The 20,003-nt window shown below is 41.5% G+C and carries 17 protein-coding genes; 5 read left to right on the forward strand and 12 right to left on the reverse strand.

Going from position 1 to position 20,003, the window contains the following annotated elements:
* Positions 1 to 187: 187 nt before the first annotated feature.
* The 5 genes from msrA to thyA form a co-directional block, all read right to left on the reverse strand.
* On the reverse strand, positions 188 to 712 hold the full coding sequence (msrA, locus tag ACKI4H_RS15190; protein ID WP_407307201.1) for a peptide-methionine (S)-S-oxide reductase MsrA: 525 nt from the start codon (positions 710 to 712) through the stop codon (positions 188 to 190).
* A gap of 114 nt (positions 713 to 826) precedes the next feature.
* The gene (locus tag ACKI4H_RS15195) at positions 827 to 1,288 is read right to left on the reverse strand and encodes an META domain-containing protein (protein ID WP_407307203.1); all 462 of its coding nucleotides are present in this window, start codon (positions 1,286 to 1,288) and stop codon (positions 827 to 829) included.
* A gap of 102 nt (positions 1,289 to 1,390) precedes the next feature.
* Positions 1,391 to 2,452, reverse strand: a complete 1,062-nt coding sequence (locus tag ACKI4H_RS15200) for a DUF4105 domain-containing protein (protein WP_407307205.1) — start codon at positions 2,450 to 2,452, stop codon at positions 1,391 to 1,393.
* Positions 2,453 to 2,480: 28 nt separating this feature from the next.
* Positions 2,481 to 2,993, reverse strand: a complete 513-nt coding sequence (locus tag ACKI4H_RS15205; RefSeq protein ID WP_407307207.1) for a dihydrofolate reductase — start codon at positions 2,991 to 2,993, stop codon at positions 2,481 to 2,483.
* A 182-nt stretch (positions 2,994 to 3,175) separates the two neighbouring features.
* Positions 3,176 to 4,018, reverse strand: coding sequence for a thymidylate synthase (thyA, locus tag ACKI4H_RS15210; protein ID WP_407307209.1), 843 nt, complete (start codon positions 4,016 to 4,018; stop codon positions 3,176 to 3,178).
* A 518-nt stretch (positions 4,019 to 4,536) separates the two neighbouring features.
* Here thyA and ACKI4H_RS15215 point away from each other — a divergent pair.
* Positions 4,537 to 5,058, forward strand: coding sequence for a CHAP domain-containing protein (locus tag ACKI4H_RS15215; protein WP_407307211.1), 522 nt, complete (start codon positions 4,537 to 4,539; stop codon positions 5,056 to 5,058).
* Positions 5,059 to 5,121: 63 nt separating this feature from the next.
* Here ACKI4H_RS15215 and ACKI4H_RS15220 read toward each other — a convergent pair whose 3' ends face one another.
* From ACKI4H_RS15220 to ACKI4H_RS15230, 3 genes are read right to left on the reverse strand one after another with little or no spacing between them, the layout of a single operon-like run.
* Positions 5,122 to 6,540: an efflux transporter outer membrane subunit gene (locus ACKI4H_RS15220; protein WP_407307213.1), complete on the reverse strand. Its 1,419-nt coding sequence runs from the start codon at positions 6,538 to 6,540 to the stop codon at positions 5,122 to 5,124.
* 11 nt (positions 6,541 to 6,551) lie between these two features.
* The gene (locus ACKI4H_RS15225; RefSeq protein WP_407307257.1) at positions 6,552 to 8,531 is read right to left on the reverse strand and encodes a MacB family efflux pump subunit; all 1,980 of its coding nucleotides are present in this window, start codon (positions 8,529 to 8,531) and stop codon (positions 6,552 to 6,554) included.
* 2 nt (positions 8,532 to 8,533) lie between these two features.
* Positions 8,534 to 9,880 carry a MacA family efflux pump subunit gene (locus ACKI4H_RS15230; protein WP_407307215.1) on the reverse strand — a complete coding sequence of 449 codons (1,347 nt, stop codon included), beginning with the start codon at positions 9,878 to 9,880 and terminating at the stop codon, positions 8,534 to 8,536.
* 581 nt (positions 9,881 to 10,461) lie between these two features.
* Between ACKI4H_RS15230 and ACKI4H_RS15235 the strand changes: the two genes are divergently transcribed.
* Entirely contained in the window at positions 10,462 to 10,911 is a 450-nt protein-coding gene (locus tag ACKI4H_RS15235) for a bacteriohemerythrin (RefSeq protein ID WP_407307217.1), read from the forward strand.
* Here the strand turns inward: ACKI4H_RS15235 and holA are convergent.
* From holA to ACKI4H_RS15255, 4 genes are all read right to left on the reverse strand, one after another.
* Positions 10,908 to 11,906 carry a DNA polymerase III subunit delta gene (holA, locus tag ACKI4H_RS15240; RefSeq protein WP_407307219.1) on the reverse strand — a complete coding sequence of 333 codons (999 nt, stop codon included), beginning with the start codon at positions 11,904 to 11,906 and terminating at the stop codon, positions 10,908 to 10,910. The genes ACKI4H_RS15235 and holA overlap by 4 nt on opposite strands.
* Positions 11,907 to 11,924: 18 nt before the next feature.
* The gene (gene lptE, locus ACKI4H_RS15245; protein WP_407307221.1) at positions 11,925 to 12,461 is read right to left on the reverse strand and encodes an LPS assembly lipoprotein LptE; all 537 of its coding nucleotides are present in this window, start codon (positions 12,459 to 12,461) and stop codon (positions 11,925 to 11,927) included.
* A 257-nt stretch (positions 12,462 to 12,718) separates the two neighbouring features.
* The gene (gene leuS, locus ACKI4H_RS15250; protein WP_407307223.1) at positions 12,719 to 15,340 is read right to left on the reverse strand and encodes a leucine--tRNA ligase; all 2,622 of its coding nucleotides are present in this window, start codon (positions 15,338 to 15,340) and stop codon (positions 12,719 to 12,721) included.
* A 146-nt stretch (positions 15,341 to 15,486) separates the two neighbouring features.
* Positions 15,487 to 15,816, reverse strand: a complete 330-nt coding sequence (locus tag ACKI4H_RS15255; protein ID WP_407307225.1) for a DUF4124 domain-containing protein — start codon at positions 15,814 to 15,816, stop codon at positions 15,487 to 15,489.
* A gap of 825 nt (positions 15,817 to 16,641) precedes the next feature.
* On the opposite strand from ACKI4H_RS15255, the gene ACKI4H_RS15260 reads away from it, so the two are divergent.
* The 3 genes from ACKI4H_RS15260 (at position 16,642) to ilvC (ending at position 19,998) form a co-directional block, all read left to right on the forward strand.
* The gene (locus ACKI4H_RS15260; protein WP_407307227.1) at positions 16,642 to 18,369 is read left to right on the forward strand and encodes an acetolactate synthase 3 large subunit; all 1,728 of its coding nucleotides are present in this window, start codon (positions 16,642 to 16,644) and stop codon (positions 18,367 to 18,369) included.
* Positions 18,366 to 18,857: an acetolactate synthase small subunit gene (ilvN, locus tag ACKI4H_RS15265; protein ID WP_407307229.1), complete on the forward strand. Its 492-nt coding sequence runs from the start codon at positions 18,366 to 18,368 to the stop codon at positions 18,855 to 18,857. Before ACKI4H_RS15260 ends, ilvN begins: the two co-directional genes overlap by 4 nt.
* A gap of 124 nt (positions 18,858 to 18,981) precedes the next feature.
* Positions 18,982 to 19,998 (forward strand): ketol-acid reductoisomerase, encoded by a 1,017-nt coding sequence (gene ilvC / locus ACKI4H_RS15270; RefSeq protein WP_407307231.1) that lies wholly within the window; start codon positions 18,982 to 18,984, stop codon positions 19,996 to 19,998.
* Positions 19,999 to 20,003 lie beyond the last annotated feature (5 nt).

Raw genomic sequence — 20,003 nt, forward strand, 5'->3', positions numbered from 1 at the left:
CAGGTTTAATCAGTTGATGAAATACGGTATTCTGATGTGACAAAACCTGAATCCTGATCGTTAAAGTGTTTGTTTGCACTCATATTTTAACTGTTCGGACTCAGGTTTTTTTATTCAAATCAAACTATGGGACAGCAGTGCCGAGAGGATCGCTTTTTTTATGTCTAAAATTTGCTGAAAAGTACTATTATTCAGTTTTAAGCAAAGCCTGAAACTTGCTGCGTAATTTCATCAGTTTCGGTGGGATAGAAAAATTACAGTAGCCTTGAGACGGATTTCGGGCAAAGAAATTTTGATGATATTCTTCAGCCGGGTAGAACTTGGGTGCAGGGCTGAGCTCAGTCACAATATTCAGGCCTTCTGCTTTCAAATGATCAATGGCGTGTTGTGCCTGCTGTTGCTGTTCATCGTTAAAATAATAAATTACGGAACGATATTGAGTACCAACATCATTACCTTGGCGGTTTAATGTGGTGGGATCATGGGTAGTGAAAAATACATCCAAAAGCTGGGGAAAGCTAATTTGCGTTTCATCATAATCAATCAAAATTACTTCTGCGTGATTGGTGTCACCACGACAAATATCGTCATAACTTGGATTATCGGTATGGCCACCGGCATAACCACTGACCACTTTTTCTACACCTTTTAGCTGTAAAAATATGGCTTCAACACACCAAAAACATCCACCACCAAATAATGCCTGCTGCATGGTTTTATCCTGTATCTGTTTATTTTTTAATATATGGGCTTTTTATGAAGCTACAATGTATTTATTTATACATTTTAGATGCAAAAGTCGGAGATTTCAGGCTTGCTGCACGCGTTAACGTGGTTGAACCGCACTGGTAAACTGGATCAGAAGGTTACCATGGCGATCAAGCAGTTTGAGCGTCTTGCCAAAGACTTGATAGTTTGCCACTTTAGTCAGCGCTTCATTAAATTGCTGCGATACATTGTTGTCATCCAGACATGCCATCTTGGTGCCTGCCATTGGGCTAAGGACTAAAGTATCTCGTCCAGCTTCATAGCTGCCCATAATACGGTTGCAACCATCCGTACCGCTTACCCGTTTGGTGGCAGCATCAAACTCTAAGCTTGGAATATGATGTGCAGTTGGGGTGGTTTTTATTTCAGTATTGCCAATTTGTGTTGCAATCCAGGTGCGGTTTTGCAATTGTACTAAATTTGCAGTCTCAATCGTAGCAGAGGTATTAGGTATAGTTTCACAACCGCTAAAAGCAAGAGCAGTGCCCAGTATGCCAACAGCAAAGAATTTTTTTAACATATTGGAATTCTCATTTTTGATTTAACTTATGGTCTATATAAACAAAAAAACAGTCATTTAACTAGCTCTAAAAGTATGTTTTATATATTTTTACATTTTAAATTATGGCGATTTTTGTAGTGGGGGGTTAGGGATGCCTTCGCGAATCAAGGTTGAATATTGAGCGTTTGAAATGTTATTTAATCTACTCACACGTGGGTTTATATAGGCCACTTCATACCACTGTTTGATCGTTAAATCATGTGAAAGGGCATTTAAGTCATATAAATAATTGGGCAAATATCCTGACGCTAACAGGCGGTAATCGGTGGGCAAGTGCCTTTTAGACACAGCTTGCACCATATCAAAAACCAGTGTAGTACAGTTACTGGTCAGGCTGTTGTACCATTTGGGCTGATGTCTGAATTCATTGGCTTTGCGCAGGTATTCTTCAAACAAGGCACGTCTTTCGGTAGGTGACATATTGACCGGAAAGAAATAGACATGTTCGCCACGAATATTGCTGCGGGTATAAATCAGATCCTTTTCATCTGCTGCGATCAGACTAAGTTCGTATTTTCTAAAAAAACCACCATAAGTTGAGAATTCTTCATTTTTTTCTTTGCGAATTTCAATCGAGAAGGTCAGAGGTTGACTATCGGCAAAATCAAAGCTGACCAAGGTGTGAGCAATCTGGGGACCCATCCAATAGGAGGTAATAATATTCACACCGGTAATCTGGTTTAAATCAAAATTACGCGTTTCCCAACGTTCATCATAACTGCCATCTGCATGCCAATTAAAATTACGCACATTGTGCAAGGTGATCTTGTCGCCCTCTTGTTCATAGGACAGGACCTGCGCCACTTCCGGATTCCAGTCACGATCTTGTTTGGCTTCCAAACCAAAATACCAAAATAAGCCGAGCAGAAAACCCAGAATATAAATTAGTACATCTGTGTGACGGTTAAAGAAATGCTGGGTGATGTAAATACCGAGAATGCTTAAAGCAAAGACAATCCAGATACCAATAAGTAGGCGAGTGATGAGCCAGCCAAAAGGTTCCTGAAACCACAGGGCAAGACATAGCCAAATCGAGGACAAAATAACGAAAAGGCTGAACATAGAATGGAGTAAAGCCATGCCCAGCGCAGCGAAAAATTCCCTTTTCCCAATATTATGCATATTTGACTGTTATCGGTAATTATTACCTTTATTTTCGGTAGGTTGCGAACTCAAAAGCAATCCCCGTTTTGTCGTCAATATGTTGTTCAGACGCGACCTTTTTAAATTCAGCCGGGATCTCTGGATAATAGGCATTGCCTTGAACATCAAGCTCAACATGGGTCAATTCCAAACGGTCAGCAATGTCCATGGTCTGATTAAAGATTTCTCCGCCACCAATCACAAAGATTGAATCTGGTTTTTCTGAGACTTTGACATCACTAACGGCTTGAGCTAGGGCATCTTCAATAGAGTAGGCCACTTTAATCCCTTCAAATGACCAATTGCTGTCACGGGTAATCACCCAATTGACACGTTTCGGCAAGGTGCGTCCCATAGACTCTAAAGTTTTGCGACCCATGACCACGACACCACCTTGGGTGATTTCTTTAAAGTGCTTGAGGTCAGCAGAAATGTGCCAAGGCAAGTCATTATTTTTACCAATGCAGCGTTGTTGATCCATGGCTACAACATGAACAACTTCTAAATTTTGAAATGCCATTTATTTAATCCTTGTGAATAATCCCCAAATTCTTTCTACAATTTCCCTCTTGAATAAAGGAGGGAGAGGGATTTTATAGGTTTGATTTCTAATTCCTTTTTCCTTTGGGAGAAGTTTGGGGGGTATTAATTTACCTCTCCCTAACTCTCTCCTCTTGGGAGAGGGAACTCTAAAAAGGAAAATTAAACCGCAACCGGTGCTTTGATTCCTAGATGGGATTCATAACCGACAATTTCGATATCTTCAAATTTAAACGCGAAGATGTCTTTAATTTCTGGATTTAATTTTAATTGGCAAAGCGGCAACGGCTCACGGCTGAGTTGCAATTTTGCCTGTTCAAAATGATTGACATATAAATGGGTATCGCCGCCCGTCCAGACAAAGTCGCCTACCCCTAAACCGCAGACTTGCGCAATCATATGGGTGAGCAGGGCATAGCTGGCAATGTTAAATGGAACGCCCAAAAAAACGTCCGCACTGCGTTGATATAACTGGCAAGACAGTTTGCCGTTCTGTACAAAAAACTGGAACAGGGTGTGGCAAGGCGGCAGGGCGACATTTCCAGCTTCATTTGGATTCCAGCCTGACACGATTAAACGGCGTGAATTTGGATTGGTTTTGATTTCATTGATCAGCCACTGAATCTGGTCAAAACCATCTTGTTCATATAAGCCATCTTCTTTTTTTGTTGCGCCAAAGTTACGCCATTGATGGCCATAAACTGGACCCAATTCACCTTCAGGACGCCCAAAACGTGCAGTTTGTTCTGCAGTAGCCCATTCATCCCAAATTGAAACTTTGTTGTCCTGTAAATATTTGACGTTGGTATCACCTTTTAAAAACCATAATAGTTCAATCACGATTGAACGGAAATGAACTTTTTTGGTGGTGAGTAAAGGGAAGCCCTTGGAAAGATCAAAGCGCATTTGATGACCAAATACAGAACGTGTACCTGTTCCAGTACGATCGCCTTTGTCGCCACCGTTGTCGAGGATGTGTTGTAAAAGGTCTAAATACTGACGCATGTCTCTCTCATAATCTGGTGAATTTCTTGTGGCACATATTAGCCTTTTTTTTACCGTGATGAAACCATAGCTTACTTGGGGTAAAGAAATGTGATGAATCTGAATTGTAGATTTAAACATTTGAAAATATTGAAATTTAATGAGGTGATATTGCTGTTGACTGTATATGAAATTTTATTAGTTAAAGGTTTGAATCAAAAATTATCAGCAAGAATAAAATGGTTGATTTTTTCTTTTATATTTTTTGAGTTATAGATAATAAATTGTATATATCGGGAAATATAAAATATTCAAAAAGAAGTATAAATCCGGCGCTTATCTAATGAACATCCATTGAATTTATGCGATTCAAGCCATTATAAAAATTAACAAAAAATAATCATTTAACTTGATTTTAAGGAATTTATTTATATTTAATTACATTTATTACATGAAAAATCACATATTACACGGTACTATCTCTGCCGTCGAAATGAGTGAAAAGCCCGTATTATATGGGTTGGGAGTAGTAATAAAGAATGGCTTATGATCATAATGTAAACATGAGTGAGGTACATGCTCCTGTCCAGGCAAATATCGTAATTCGTTCCCAATCTGGTAAAAATTCTAAAAAAAATACAGAGTCCAATTCCGTTCAAACTCCTCAAAAAAAGAACATCATTGCAACAAATGGACAGCGAATAGATATTAATAAATTCACCAATTTCTTGCAGGGCGTTAGCTCATATCGCAGTTCACAAAAGTGTGCCAAAAGTATTCGACTTGCTTTAGAGTCAGCCGGGGCAAGATTCCAAAGTCATCCTGTTGCTGCGGCAGACTGGGGCAATACTTTAATGAAAATTGGTTATCGACAAATTAATCCTAAGTTTGATGCGCCAAAAGAAGGTGATATTTATATTATTGATCGAACGGGAAAACATGTTTATGGACATATTGCCGGGTTTAACGGCAAGCAATGGGTATCTGACTTTAAGCAAAAAAGTTATGACGTTTATAATGAAAAAGGGCTGACCTATAAATATTATCGCCCGAGTTTCTAAATTTTTATAAATCCACATAACCTAAATAAAAAAGCCTCCGTAGAGGCTTTTTTATTGCTGAGCTTAAGGCAATTGTTTGATTGGGCTACCACCTAAAGCCTGCATCAAGGTCACATAAGCATTGTATTGGCTTTGCTTGGTTTGGATCAAAGCCAGTCGTGCATTACGTGTGGTTTCTTGGGCATCTAACAGATTCTTCAGTGCAATTGCACCGTTACGGTAACGGACTTCAGTTAAGTGCTCAGCCTTTTCTGCCAGTTGTACATTGCGCTCTTGAAGCTGAACTTGTTTGTCTAATTCATTGCGAGCGGACAATGAATTTTCAACATCTGCAAAAGCCTGATACAGGGTTTGACGGTACTGAATAATCGACTTTTCATATTCCAGTTCATTGACTTGCAAGTCACGCTTCATATCGTTCCACTGTAAAAATGGAAGTGATAAACCCGCACCTAATATTGCAGCAGGATTGGACAGGACCTGACTCAAAGAAGTATTCGATCCCCCGCCTGTGGTTAGACTGCCTGTTAAACTCACAGAAGGATAATAACTGGCTTTATTGGCATCTTTGCTGGCCAAAGCTTTACGCAAACGTAATTCAGAGGCCCGTAAATCGGGACGACGTGACAGTAAGTCTGCGGGCAAGCCTGCTGCAATGTTCGGCAGAGCAATACGTGGCAAACGAGAAGGCTCCTGAATATTGAGTTGCTGTACCGGTTGTTGCATTAAAACAGCCAGTGCAGTGCGCGTTTCAACCTTCTGCTGTTCAATCTGGCTTAATGTTGCTCTTTGGCTTTGAACTGATTGTTCTGCAGAAGTGAGATCCAGACCAGAAACTGCCCCGGCACGATATTGGGTACGTACCAATTCATAAATCTTTTGCGTACTGGTGAGGTTTTGCTGTGCAACGGAAAAACGCTCATTTAAATAACCCAGCTGCCAATATAAATCCGCCGTTGTTGCTACTAAGCTTTGTGCCGTGGCTTGTAAATCCTGTTCGGTAGCCAGCGCTTCCCAACGGGAAGCTTGAGTTTGATTGGCGAGTTTTCCAAACAAATCCAGTTCATAACTCAAACCGGGATAATTCAGAGAGATGCCATTTGATGAATCACCATCTCCATCTAGACTGAACTGATGTCCTATTGAAGCACTAGCATTACCAATACGAATCCCTTGTTGACTCTGAGACTGTTTGGCTTGAATCCTCGCCTGTTGTAAATTGATACCCGCAACTGCCAAATCGGTATTGCTGGCCAAAACTTGATTGACCAATTGATTTAGCTGAGCATCGCCAAACAAGGTCCACCATTGATCTGCATAGACATCGGCATGTACTTGCTGACTCATGGCTTTGCTGTTTTGGAAGTTGTTTGGAATATTTACAGCAGGTTGCTCATACGGCGTTTTCACCACAGCAGCACAACCGACCAGCGATCCACTTAAAATAAGGGCAGTGGCAAGTTTGGTAAAATTCATTTGCATTCTAAGCATCCTTATTCACGAGAAAGTGCATCAACAGGATTGAGCTGTGCTGCATTACGGGCAGGGATAAAGCCGAAGACAATACCAATCATGCTGGAACAGACAAAGGCTGCAATAATTGAGGTAGTTGAATAGGCCATCTGGAAAACGCCGCCAGCAAAATGATCAATCAGCTGTCCAATGCCTAAAGACAGAAGTACCCCCAAGACACCGCCTAAAATACAGACCAGTACAGCTTCAATCAGGAACTGCTGCAAGATATCACTTTGACGTGCACCAACGGCCATGCGTACCCCAATTTCCTGAGTTCGTTCAGTCACCGATACCAGCATGATGTTCATTACTCCAATACCACCGACTACCAGCGAAATCACCGCAATTGCAGAAACCAGCAGGGTCATGGTTTGTGTAGTTTGCTGAATGGTTTCACGGATACTGTCTGAGTTTTGGGTGAAGACATCTTGTGCGCCATGGCGCTGAACCAACAGGTTCAGAATGGCATTTTCAGCAGCAGCACTTGGGTATTCATCCTTAACACGGACAATGATGTTACGCACATTGGATTGACCCAACATACGACTCATCACTGTAGAGTAGGGCAGGTAAACATTTAGACTGTCCGAGTTGCCCATCATCGATTTTTGCGCTTCAATTACGCCAATAATGCGACTCGGCAAGTTACCCAGAAGAATGACCTGACCCACAGGATTGGTGCCATCACTAAAGAAAGTATTCTTGGTGTTGTTATCAATGACTACATCCTGAACACGCTCATTCACCCCTTCTTTGTCAAAGGGTTGTCCCGATTCGAAGTTCATGCCTCGAACATAGAAGAAGTCTTCACTCACGCCGTTGACCGTTGCAGATGCTTCAGTATCTTTAAAACGTGCAGTTACACTGCTGGTAACCGAAGGTGATACTCCATCAACATAGGGCTGTTCAGCCAGAGCTTCGGCATCAGCGGGAACCAGGGTTTTGACCTGGGCTGTTTTGGAAGTGTCCCCAAAGCCACGGCCTTGCGATACCGTAATAGTGTTGGTGCCTAAACTGCTAATATTTTCTAGAATCTGCTTTTGTGAACCATTCCCGAGAGCAACCACCGAAACAACCGATGCAATACCAATAATGATCCCGAGCATGGTCAGGAAGGTTCGCATGCGGTGTGCATTCATGGCAAGGATGGCCATACGGAATGCTTCACCCAGCCGGTCAGCAGCAGAGCGCCAAGAAGGCGTTTTCTTTTGAGGTGTACGGTCGAGTTGATGCTTTTCCAGCACTTCGCCATCCGTTTCAGGCACGTTGGCCCGATCCGAAATAATATTCCCGTCACTAATTTCAATAATGCGTGAGGCATTTTTCGCTACATTATGATCATGCGTGACTAAAATAATGGTATGACCTTGGGCATTCAGTTCACGTAAAATACGCATTACCTCAATACCACTGTTTTTATCCAATGCACCAGTCGGTTCATCGGCCAGAATTACATCGCCTCCGTTCATCAGAGCACGCGCAATCGACACGCGTTGTTGCTGACCACCAGAAAGCTGGCTGGGACGGTTTTGGGTTTTTTCAGCCAGACCTAAGTCCGTGAGCAGTTGAGTTGAGCGCTGTTGACGTGCAGAGGAATCCACTCCTGCATAAATCGCCGGAACTTCGACATTGCCCGCAGCTGTTAAATCACCTAGCAAATGATAGCGCTGGAAAATAAAACCAAAATATTCACGGCGCAGTTGTGCCAGTTCATCTGCTTCTAATTTTCGGGTTTCACGCCCTTTAACCTGATAACTACCGGTAGTGGGCTGATCTAAACAGCCCAGGATGTTCATCAGGGTTGATTTGCCAGAACCGGATTGACCGACGATGGCCACCAGTTCTCCAGCGTAAATCTCTAAATTAATGCCCTTCAGAATCTGAATGGTGTTTTCCCCGGCGGGGAATTCACGAGTCAGATCTGTGACCTTGAGCAAAGGTTGTTGATCTTGACTCATCATTACATTCTCATTGGACCAGCACCACCGCCAGCACGACTATTACTACGCTTTGCAGAATCATTTGAAGTGTCAGATGCATCTGCAATCACCACTTTGTCACCTTGTTTCAAACCTTTTATCACTTGAGCGCTTACACGGTTATTTAAACCGATCAAAACAGGTTGGGGTTTTGCAGTACCATCGGCTTGAACCACACGAACCATCGACATAGAGGCTTTACCTTGTTTAATCAGTGATTTTTCTTCAGCAGACAGTTCCAGACGTTTTGGACGTTCAGTTTGAGCTTGATCGGTATCTGCCGGTTTTTGTGGTTTGGCTTGGTCTGCATTACGCTCACCACGTCTGCCTTGCGGGCGGTTTGAAGCTTGTAAGGCAGCAGCAGGGACAATTAAGGCATTTTTTACTTCATTGAGGATGATATAAACTTGTGCCGTCATATCAATACGTAACTTGCCATCTTCATTGGGTACATCGAATAGGGCGTTGTAATACACCGCAGTGCTTGAAGATGAAGTAGAGGAATTATTGGTTTCTGTATTAATTGAATTTGGAGCAGGTTCTACTTGGCGTAGTTTTGCATAGTGTTTTTTATCGTTATTTCCTAAAGTGGTGAAATAAACCGTTTGACCTTCTGCAACCTTCATTACATCGGCTTCAGAAATTTCAGCCTTAACGGTCATGTAGTCGAGTTTTGCCAGTTTAACAATGGTGGGCGCGCTTTGGTTGGCGTTTACGGTTTGACCTTCCTCAGTCACAATCGCCACAATGGTGCCGTCCATAGGTGCAACAATCTGGGTATAGCCCAAATCTTCTTTTGCGGTTGCCAGTGTTAAGCGAGATTGTTCAATTTGTGCATTAATAGCCAAAATCTCAGCCTGTGCTGTTTTATAGCTTGCCAATGCGGATTCCAATTCAGCACGTGAAGTTGCATCTTGTGCATACATCGCTTGTTGACGTTGATACTCAGCTTGAACTTTTGCCAAGTTTGCCTGTTTGACTGCCAGTTGTGCTTGTTGATTTTTAATGCTGGCTTCGGCAGTTTTAAGATCATTCTCCTGACGAATCGAATCAATCTGCGCAATCAGTTGACCTTGTTTCACTTGGTCGCCCAATTGCACATACATCTTCTTCACCTGACCGGAAACCTGGGCACCAACGCTGACCATTTTGGTGGCTTCAAGTACACCGGTTGCAAGCACGGAATCCTCAATATCACCACGAGTTACTTCACTGGTAATGTATTGAGGGGGTTGTTCTTTTGGCTTTAAGAAAAACCAAGCTGTGACTGCAATAGCGAGAATACAGACTATGGCAACAACTATTTTTGAGGGCTTTATTTTTGGCATAGTAAGCATATAAAACAATAAAATTGAATAGATTATAAAAGTTAAATGAGGATAAAGCATGAAGTTATAAAAACAAATGAGAATTATTTTCTCATTTTGCATCTCTTGAAAAAGTGACTAAAGAGATTGTGGACTGATGTTAAAGCAGCCTTTTACAGCGTAATTTGTAGGCGATTAGTAATTGATTGAATTTGGATTTAATGAAATTTCTGAAAAGTCATTTTTCTGCCTGATTGTTGGATTTCGTAGAAATACGGCTACGAGAATGCATTTTTTCCAACGGATCTCAGGCCTCCAGAATATATTAGATTTTAGTCGAATTATGCTGGATTTATTTCATGATTTTTATTTTAATTATTGTTTTATTTCATATTTTACCTCTCTGATATTTCAGCCTATATAACTCGGGAATTATTCTCATAATTTAAAAAAATCTTTGTTTTATCTATAGATTTAAATAAAAAAAGTTTGTAGTATTAAATCCATAAAATATATATGGGTTTAATAATAAGAGCATTAAGCCCTATAAATATGTGAAAAAAATCATGATTTTAATATGGAAAATCCGCAAGGGGTAACGAATGGAATGGAATGAAACCTATAATATTGGAATTGATGTGATTGATAATCAACATCGTCAGATATTGGATTACATTAATGCTCTAGAAAAAATTAGAGGGAGTGGGGATCGCCACCAAATTAAAGAAGTCTTGGATGATTTAATTGACTATACCCAGTCCCATTTTAGTTTTGAAGAAAACTTGCTTGAACAAGTGAGTTATCAGTATTTGCCTTCTCATAGAGGCATACACGAATTATTTGTTAAACGGCTGAATGATTATCGTCAAAAGTTTGAAAAGGGAGAATCGGTTGAAAATGATTTGTATCGATTACTGTCAAAGTGGTTGATCAATCATATTCAACATGATGATCAAGATTATGTGGATGCTGTGCGTGACAATATGCTGCACTATTTACGATCACAAGAACAGAAGAAAGGTAAAAGTTGGTTTTCGCGTTTTTTCAGCTAAGCAGTCGGTGATTCAAATAACATTTGACCACACATGCTGGCAATTGCTTGTAACACCAGATGTTCTGGGTTTTCTTTTCCCAGACCTTTAATGGATGCATCAATGCGTAACAGCAGCGAAGGCCAGGTTAGAAAGTTATTTGGATTCAGTCGTCTTAGCGCTTGTTGATATAGACTGACTTTATTTTTCCAAATCCCCAGTTGCAAGGCATTTTGCGGCTGTTCAAACAGTTGCATCAGCAAGCGCATTTCTTTGCTGATGCTCCATAAAATCAGGCTCATCGGTTCACCCGAGGCGATTAAATATTGGAAAATTTTAATTGCCTGAGCCAGATTTCCCGCAAGCAGGGTATCTGTTAAATCATAAGTGGTGTAGCGCGACTGATCCTGTAAACATGAATACAAATGATCAATCTGGATAAGATCCACATCTGCAAAAGTATCGCTGACGCGCATCAGACTGTTTTTTGCCGCAAGCAGGTTATGCTCATGATGTTGTTCCAGCCAAGCCCAAGCATCACTGGACAGTTTCATCCCAAGTTTTTCCGCTTCAATACTTAAAATCCGTTGCCGGTCTTGTGGGTAGTTTGCAGTCAGCAGCACAGTGACGCCATTGGCATCCACTACCTGAAAGAAACTGGATTTTAAACTGCTACTATCCTGTTTGGGCATGACTACAAGCAACAGGTTTTGCTCATTGTGCTGAATATAGCTTTTCAGTTGATTGATACCATTCGCATCAGGCTTGATATTGCCATGCACTTCAATGGCAAGTTGACTGGAAAAAAGTGATAAGCTATTTAAAGCATTAAAGACATTTTTCCAGTCACTAACATTGTTAATGTCATGACGCTGACGTTCAACTTCTTGTTTTTGCCAACTTTTCCGAAAAGCATCGAGTAAATTTTGTTCAAGCAATGGCTCTTGACCATACATAATCCAGGCACCGCGAGCTTCATCAACACGTTTCAGTGCTTGTGGATAGTCAAGTTTCATAGCGCTTAATTTCTATCTTTAAGGTTGAGTGGTTGAAGCTGCTGGTTTGCTCACGACTTTCGGTAAGCGATTGGATGAAATCTGGCGCACAATTTGCTGTGCAATGTCATCAACAAGGACGTGATCAAGATGCTTCTGTTCCTGATCATCGGTGTTTACGGTCGCGACATCATATTGATAGCTGCGTGAAGCGGTTAGAGTACGTGGTTCAGTCACCGGATTACCTTGCGCATCTTCAATACGGAAAGTTACGGTTAAGCGAAGCAAGGTTTCAACCAGTTTACCATTGAGTTCAAGACGTTGAGGCGTGTACTCAAGTACATGTAATACATAAGCATCAGGATTATTACTGAGTTGAATACCGGCCGCACCCAGATATATGGCAAGTTTTTCGTGTAATTCTTCTGTGTTATTTGGAAGCACCAATCTCATTTTAGAGTACTCAACAGGCGCTGTTGCTGGGCTGGTTCCCTTTAAATGAAAACCACAGCCGACTAAGCTGGCACTTAGACCCAAAGTTAATACAATCGCTGCAACACGTTGAACCAAATGCATGCTTATTCCTCTGTTTATCCCAAAGATGGGTAATTGACTTCCTGAGTTGATTGTAAAGTCAAAGCCCGTTGATTGACAACGGGCTTTGTGTTTTTTAAACCTCCCTTTCTCAAAGGGAGGTTTGGAGGGATTTTTCCTTTCCCATTCCTTCTTTTACGCCATATATGGCTCAGGGAGAAGGTCAGGATGAGGGGGGCTTTTATAATTTACCTCTCCCTAACCCTCTCCTATTAAGGAGAGGGAACTCAATAAGAAAATTAAACCACCAAGTTCACAAGCTTATTCGGAACAACAATTTCTTTCTTGGTTGGACCAGTCAAGAATTGTTGAACTTCTGGTAATGCTTTTGCCTGAGTCAAGAGGTCATCTTTTGAAGCATCGATTGAAACTTCCAATTTGCCGCGGAGTTTGCCATTCACTTGAACCACGATGGTTTGCGTATTACGGGTTAACGCTGACTCATCCACAGCAGGGAAGAGTGCTTCAGTAAGCTCAACACCAAATTCAGTCAATAAGGTTTGACTTAAATGCGGTGCAAATGGTGCTAATAAAGTCAGAAGGGTAGTGATGGATTCACGTGCTACAGCAGCATCATTATCATCTTTCGCTTCAAACTTGTTGTTGGCATTCAACAATTCCATCATCGCTGCAATAGCCGTATTAAATGCATGACGGCGTTCTAAGTCATCACTCACTTTTTGAATGGTTTCATGCGTTTTACGACGTAAATCTTGTGCATCTTTTGATAAATTTGCTTTATCAATAGTCGTAGCGCTATTGCCTTGTTCAAGGAAACCTGTAGCCAAACGCCATACACGTTTCAAGAAACGGTTTGCACCTTCAACACCCGCATCAGACCATTCTAATGATTGATCCGGTGGTGCGGCAAACATCATGAATACACGTGCAGTATCTGCGCCGTATTGATCAATAATCGCTTGTGGGTCGATACCGTTGTTTTTCGATTTCGACATTTTTTCCTGACCACCAACGACAACTTCTTGACCGTCGCCTTTATATTTAGCAGAAAGAACACGACCTTTTTCGTCTTTTTCTAGCTCAATATCCGCAGGGTTAAACCATGTTTTCTTGCCAGATTCTGCTTCACGGTAGAAGGTGTCAGCAAGTACCATCCCTTGAGTAAGAAGATTCGTGAATGGTTCATTGCCTTGTACCACACCTTCATCACGCATCAATTTATGGAAGAAACGTGCATAAAGTAAATGCAGAATCGCGTGTTCTACACCACCGATGTATTGGTTTACTGGAAGCCAAGATTGTGCAGCTTCAGGTTTAACCATACCGCCAGTGAAATCTGGAGATGCGTAACGTGCGTAGTACCAAGAAGACTCTACAAACGTATCCAAGGTATCTGTTTCACGACGAGCGTCTGCGCCACAGCAAGGACATTGAGTTTGAAAGAACTCAGGCATTTTGTTGAGTGGATTGCCTGAACCATCCGGCACCACGTCAGTCGGAAGAATCACTGGAAGTTGTTCTTCAGGTACAGGCACCTGACCACAAGTTTCACAGTTGATCATTGGAATTGGGCAACCCCAATAACGCTGACGAGAAACACCCCAGTCACGTAAACGGAACTGAACTTTGGTATTTGCCAGTTTCTGTGGTTCTAATTTCGCGATAAACGCATCAAAAGCACCTTGGAAATCTAAGCCGTCAAACTCACCCGAGTTAACCAGTTTACCTTCTTTCGAACCGTACCATTCTTGCCACTCAGTTGCAGAGAATTCAGCATCATCTGCACCTTTGGCATCAATCACTTGTTTGATGGTCAAGCCGTATTTATTGGCAAATTCGAAGTCGCGTTCATCGTGTGCTGGAACTGCCATCACCGCGCCTGAACCATAAGACATCAATACATAATTTGCGATCCAAACAGGAACCGCTTCGCCAGTCACCGGATGCTTCACAGAAAGACCTGTTGCCATGCCTTTCTTTTCAGCAGTCGCAAGATCCGCTTCCGCAACAGAACCCATACGGCATTCTTCTATAAATGCAGCCAATTCAGGATTGGTTTCAGCAGCTTTAAGCGCCATTGGATGTTCAGCAGCAACCGCAACATAAGTCACACCCATCAAGGTGTCACCACGTGTAGTATAAACCGTTAAATCATCGGCATACACTTCAGGGTTTGCTGAAGGGAAGGTGATTTCCATTCCTTGTGAACGACCGATCCAGTTACGTTGCATGGTCAACACTTGTTGAGGCCAGCCGTCTTTCAATGAATCTAAATCGTCTAATAATTCTTGTGCATAGTCGGTAATGCGGAAGTAATACATTGGAATATCACGTTTTTCAACCAATGCACCTGAACGCCAGCCGCGACCATTTTCAACTTGTTCATTGGCAAGAACAGTTTGATCGACTGGATCCCAGTTCACAGTTGAAAGTTTGCGATAAATCAAACCTTTCTTATAGAGCTGTACAAATAGCCATTGTTCCCAGTGGTAATACTCTGGTGTACAGGTTGCAAATTCACGATCCCAGTCCACTGAAAGACCGAGTTTCTTCAATTGATCACGCATGTATGCGATATTTTCAAAGGTCCATTTTGCAGGAGCAACCTGGTGGGCAATAGCTGCATTTTCTGCAGGAAGACCAAACGCATCCCAACCCATTGGTTGCATCACAGTTTCACCTTTTAGACGGTGGAAACGACTGATCACATCACCAATGGTGTAATTACGCACATGACCCATATGCAGCTTGCCACTTGGGTAAGGGAACATCGATAGGATATAACGATGTGGACCTTCTACAGTGTCGGCAACTTTAAAGGCTTTGCGAGTTTCCCAGTCTTGTTGGACAGAAGGTTCAATCGCACTGGCTTGATATTCAGGGTCAATGTGAGTAGTCATAAACGTAATTAAGAACAACGGTTAAAAGTTTGTTGCACAGCATAGCGCAAAATGTACCTAAAAGTGAATTTTGCAACTATGTATAAATAAGAAAATATCAAAGTTTTGGATAAATATCCGCAGTTGAATTTATATAGGTATCTTGGTTAACGCGCGGCCGGTGTTGAAGTATTATTATCCGGCTCTGCCTGGATCACGGGTGATACTGGAGGTGTCGGTACAACAATAATTTTTTCGCCAGACACGATGGTGGTGTTTTGATTCGGTTGTTCTATGGTCTTGATATTTTTAGGGGGTGATTGGTGAGGTGTTGAACTACGAGAGGTACCATAAGTATCCACTTTGCCTTTTTTCTTGGCAGATTTGGGTGGAGGGGTGGTGGTGTAATGCGTAGAACCTTTTGCATCGACCCATTTGTAATATTCTTTGGCAAAGCCAGTGGTGGAACTTAGACTGAAGGTAACGCATGCAGCCATGAATCCAGTTCTAATCAAAGATAATGACATAATGAATAAGTTCCTATAATAATCAGTCGGTTATATGTTTTGGAAGATATTTATATTCTCTGTCTCCTATTTTATATGATTTTCATTTATTTGCAGAAAAAAAAGATAAGCTGACGAATGATATTGATTGGATCATTTTGCACAAAAATGGTTCATTGTGGCGTACTTTTTAAAATCCAGGTTGTTCTGTTTTTGGATGGTTTGTGATCTTGCAAGTCGCACAGTTAAGATGAAAATAAAAGCAAAGTATGGGGAAATAAGAGTGTGATTTTAAATTTTTGGTGAAGGAAATAAATCTGAAAAGTAACAATACATTAAAATTATTTATTTAATTTATAGTATTTTTTTATGAGTGGATTGTTAAGTGTAATGAGATTATTAGTTTTTCTGGTGAAATCATTAAGAAAAAAATAAAGGGTAAAATGGATCAAAAAGCCTAAAAAACAGCCGGTCTGTAAATAATCAAGAAAAAGCTAATTTTTAAACTTGACTTTAATAGTCGAAACCACAAAAATGCTGACTGTAGTTTTATATGCGTTTATTTGATCACCCTTCGAATCAGCGTTATTTTAGCAATGGACTTCTTCTCTAGCCGAGAAGCTGAACAAAGCCAACAAAATATGTTTATCCCAACATGTTTTAGACCTCCTATTGCTCAAACAGCAGTCAGGTCAGATTTTTTACCTATTGCTATGAAAACTATGAAATTTGTGTGCTATAACAGTGCAGACAGTTAATGAATTAACCACTACAAATGCCCTCCATTTGTTAGTGAAAAGATTAGGGTGAATCACGTTGGAACTTTTATCTGGTGGTGAAATGCTCGTTCGCGCATTGGCGGACGAAGGCGTTGAACATTTATTTGGATACCCAGGCGGCGCAGTACTGCATATTTACGATGCGCTCTTTCAACAAGACAAAATCAATCATTACCTCGTGCGTCATGAGCAAGCTGCTGGTCATATGGCAGATGCTTATTCACGTGTAACAGGTAAAACTGGTGTGGTACTTGTCACATCAGGTCCAGGTGCAACCAATACAGTAACGCCTATTGCAACGGCATATATGGACTCAATCCCGATGGTGATTTTGTCTGGTCAGGTTGCAACACATTTAATTGGTGAAGATGCATTCCAAGAAACAGACATGGTTGGTGTTTCTCGTCCAATCGTGAAACATAGTTTTCAGGTGCGTCATGCCAGTGAAATTCCTGGAATTATTAAAAAAGCATTTTATATTGCCTCTTCAGGCCGTCCAGGTCCTGTAGTGGTTGATATTCCTAAAGATGTGACCAATCCTGCAGAAAAATTTGCTTACGAATATCCTGAAAAAGTGAAGATGCGCTCGTATCAACCGCCGCATCGTGGTCACTCAGGTCAAATCCGTAAAGCGATTGAAGAATTGATTGCTGCTGAACGTCCAGTCATCTATAGCGGTGGTGGTGTTGTTCAAGGCAATGCATCGGAATTATTGACAGAACTTGCGCATCTTTTAAATTTTCCGGTAACCAATACCCTTATGGGATTAGGTGCTTTCCCCGGGGATGATGAGCAGTTCATTGGTATGTTGGGCATGCACGGCACCTATGAAGCCAATATGACCATGCACCATGCAGACGTAATTTTGTGTATCGGCGCGCGTTTTGATGACCGTGTAACCAACAATCCAGCAAAATTCTGTCCGAATGCCAAAGTCATTCATATTGATATCGACCCGGCGACGATTTCAAAAACCATCATGGCGCATATTCCAATCGTGGGTGCAGTAGAACCTGTACTTCAAGAGATGCTGGTTCAATTAAAACAAATGAATGTTTCTAAGCCGAATCCGGAAGCAATTGCTGCGTGGTGGTCTCAGATCAATGAGTGGCGCAAAGTACATGGTTTGCGTTATGAAGCGGGTGTTGATGGTGTAATGAAACCACAACAGGTGGTTGAAGCACTTGATCGTATCACCAACAGTGAAGCCATCATTACTTCAGACGTAGGTCAGCATCAAATGTTTGCTGCAAACTACTATAAATATAAACGTCCACGTCAATGGATCAACTCTGGCGGTTTAGGAACAATGGGTGTGGGCTTACCATATGCCATGGCTGCGAAACTCGCATTTCCGGATCAGCAAGTGGTGTGTATTACTGGTGAAGCATCGATTCAAATGTGTATCCAGGAATTATCGACATGTAAGCAATATGGCTTAAATGTGAAAATTCTTTGCTTGAATAACCGTTCGCTAGGTATGGTTAAGCAATGGCAGGATATGAACTACGAAGGTCGTCATTCAAGCTCTTATGTCGATTCATTGCCAGATTTTGCCAAATTGATGGAAGCATATGGTCACGTCGGTATTCAAATTGACCATGCAGATGAGCTTGATTCTAAGCTTGCAGAAGCAATGGCAATCAATGATAAATGCGTATTCATTAATGTCATGGTAGATCGTTCAGAACACGTTTATCCAATGTTGGTTGCTGGTCAATCTATGAACGATATGTGGTTAAGAAAAGGAGAGCGCACAAAATGAGACACATAATTTCTGTACTCGTTGAAAATGAAGCTGGTGCGCTTTCTCGCTTGGTGGGGCTATTTTCTCAACGGGGTTATAACATTGAGACTTTAAATGTTGCACCCACTGAAGATCCAACCATGTCACGTCTGACTCTTACCACTTATGGTGATGATCATAAAATTGAACAAATCACCAAGCAGCTCAATAAATTGGTTGAGGTGGTAAAGGTTGTAGATTTGTCTGAAGGTGCACACATTGAGCGTGAACTGATGTTGATTAAAGTGAAGGCACTTGGATCAGCACGTGCCGAAATTAAACGGACTACAGACATTTTTCGTGCACAGGTTGTCGATGTAACACCAACCACCTATACCATTCAAATTGCGGGTACAACTGAAAAGCTAGATGGCTTTATTGATGCGCTGGCAGAAAATACCATTCTTGAAGTGGTGCGTTCAGGTGTATCGGGTATTGCGCGCGGCGAAAAAGTTTTAACTATCTAACTAACAGATTTTAATTTTATTCACACATTCTGCTCATCTTATAGATGAGCTTCCAAGCCAATGAATACCAATAACATCATTGGTTTGGATAAAAGGAAACAAAAGCATTTAAGCGGAGACAGCAATGCAAATTTTTTACGATAAAGACACTGACTTATCTATCATCCAAGGTAAAAAAGTAGCGATCATCGGTTATGGTTCACAAGGTCACGCACATGCGCTTAACCTTAAAGACTCTGGCGTTGATGTGACTGTAGGTTTACGTGCAAACTCTACTTCTTGGAAAAAAGCTGAGAATTCAGGTCTTAAAGTTGCTGAAGTTCCTGCTGCTGTAGCACAAGCTGACGTAGTCATGATCTTGACTCCGGATGAGTTCCAATCACAACTTTACCGTGATGTAATTGAGCCAAACATCAAGCAAGGCGCAACTTTAGCTTTTGCTCACGGTTTCTCGATTCTTTATAACCAAGTTGTGCCACGTGCGGACTTAGACGTAATCATGGTTGCCCCTAAAGCACCAGGTCACACTGTACGTTCTGAATACCAGCGTGGTTCAGGTGTTCCTGACTTAATCGCCATTCACCAAGATGCTTCTGGTAATGCACGTAACGTTGCGCTTTCTTACGCTTCAGGCGTAGGTGGTGGACGTACTGGTATTATCGAAACTTCATTCCGTGAAGAAACTGAAACTGACCTTTTTGGTGAGCAAGCAGTTCTTTGTGGTGGTGCTGTTGAATTGGTTAAAATGGGCTTCGAAACTTTGGTTGAAGCAGGTTATGCACCAGAAATGGCGTATTTCGAATGTCTACACGAACTTAAATTGATTGTTGACTTGATGTTCGAAGGCGGTATCGCGGACATGAACTACTCTGTATCGAATAATGCTGAATATGGCGAATACGTAACTGGTACTGAAGTTATCAACGAACAGTCTCGTGAAGCTATGCGTAATGCGCTTAAACGTATTCAATCTGGCGAATATGCGAAGATGTTCATTCAAGAAGGTGCGTTGAACTACCCATCTATGACTGCTCGTCGCCGTCAAAATGCTGCTCACGGTATCGAAGTAACTGGTAATAAACTTCGTTCTATGATGCCTTGGATTCAAGCAAATAAAATCGTAGACAAAGAGAAAAACTAAGTCTG

It is taken from the genome of Acinetobacter sp. (assembly GCF_045628685.1).
In the GTDB taxonomy this organism is placed as follows: Bacteria; Pseudomonadota; Gammaproteobacteria; order Pseudomonadales; family Moraxellaceae; genus Acinetobacter.

What these genes read in the sequence shown, in the direction of transcription:
- msrA (WP_407307201.1), bottom strand. Translation starts at nt 712, where the DNA reads ATGCAGCAGGCATTATTTGGTGGTGGATGTTTTTGGTGTGTTGAAGCC.
- ACKI4H_RS15195 (WP_407307203.1), bottom strand. Translation starts at nt 1,288, where the DNA reads ATGTTAAAAAAATTCTTTGCTGTTGGCATACTGGGCACTGCTCTTGCT.
- ACKI4H_RS15200 (WP_407307205.1), bottom strand. Translation starts at nt 2,452, where the DNA reads ATGCATAATATTGGGAAAAGGGAATTTTTCGCTGCGCTGGGCATGGCT.
- ACKI4H_RS15205 (WP_407307207.1), bottom strand. Translation starts at nt 2,993, where the DNA reads ATGGCATTTCAAAATTTAGAAGTTGTTCATGTTGTAGCCATGGATCAA.
- thyA (WP_407307209.1), bottom strand. Translation starts at nt 4,018, where the DNA reads ATGCGTCAGTATTTAGACCTTTTACAACACATCCTCGACAACGGTGGC.
- ACKI4H_RS15215 (WP_407307211.1), top strand. Translation starts at nt 4,537, where the DNA reads ATGGCTTATGATCATAATGTAAACATGAGTGAGGTACATGCTCCTGTC.
- ACKI4H_RS15220 (WP_407307213.1), bottom strand. Translation starts at nt 6,540, where the DNA reads ATGCAAATGAATTTTACCAAACTTGCCACTGCCCTTATTTTAAGTGGA.
- ACKI4H_RS15225 (WP_407307257.1), bottom strand. Translation starts at nt 8,531, where the DNA reads ATGAGTCAAGATCAACAACCTTTGCTCAAGGTCACAGATCTGACTCGT.
- ACKI4H_RS15230 (WP_407307215.1), bottom strand. Translation starts at nt 9,880, where the DNA reads ATGCCAAAAATAAAGCCCTCAAAAATAGTTGTTGCCATAGTCTGTATT.
- ACKI4H_RS15235 (WP_407307217.1), top strand. Translation starts at nt 10,462, where the DNA reads ATGGAATGGAATGAAACCTATAATATTGGAATTGATGTGATTGATAAT.
- holA (WP_407307219.1), bottom strand. Translation starts at nt 11,906, where the DNA reads ATGAAACTTGACTATCCACAAGCACTGAAACGTGTTGATGAAGCTCGC.
- lptE (WP_407307221.1), bottom strand. Translation starts at nt 12,461, where the DNA reads ATGCATTTGGTTCAACGTGTTGCAGCGATTGTATTAACTTTGGGTCTA.
- leuS (WP_407307223.1), bottom strand. Translation starts at nt 15,340, where the DNA reads ATGACTACTCACATTGACCCTGAATATCAAGCCAGTGCGATTGAACCT.
- ACKI4H_RS15255 (WP_407307225.1), bottom strand. Translation starts at nt 15,816, where the DNA reads ATGGCTGCATGCGTTACCTTCAGTCTAAGTTCCACCACTGGCTTTGCC.
- ilvN (WP_407307229.1), top strand. Translation starts at nt 18,366, where the DNA reads ATGAGACACATAATTTCTGTACTCGTTGAAAATGAAGCTGGTGCGCTT.
- ilvC (WP_407307231.1), top strand. Translation starts at nt 18,982, where the DNA reads ATGCAAATTTTTTACGATAAAGACACTGACTTATCTATCATCCAAGGT.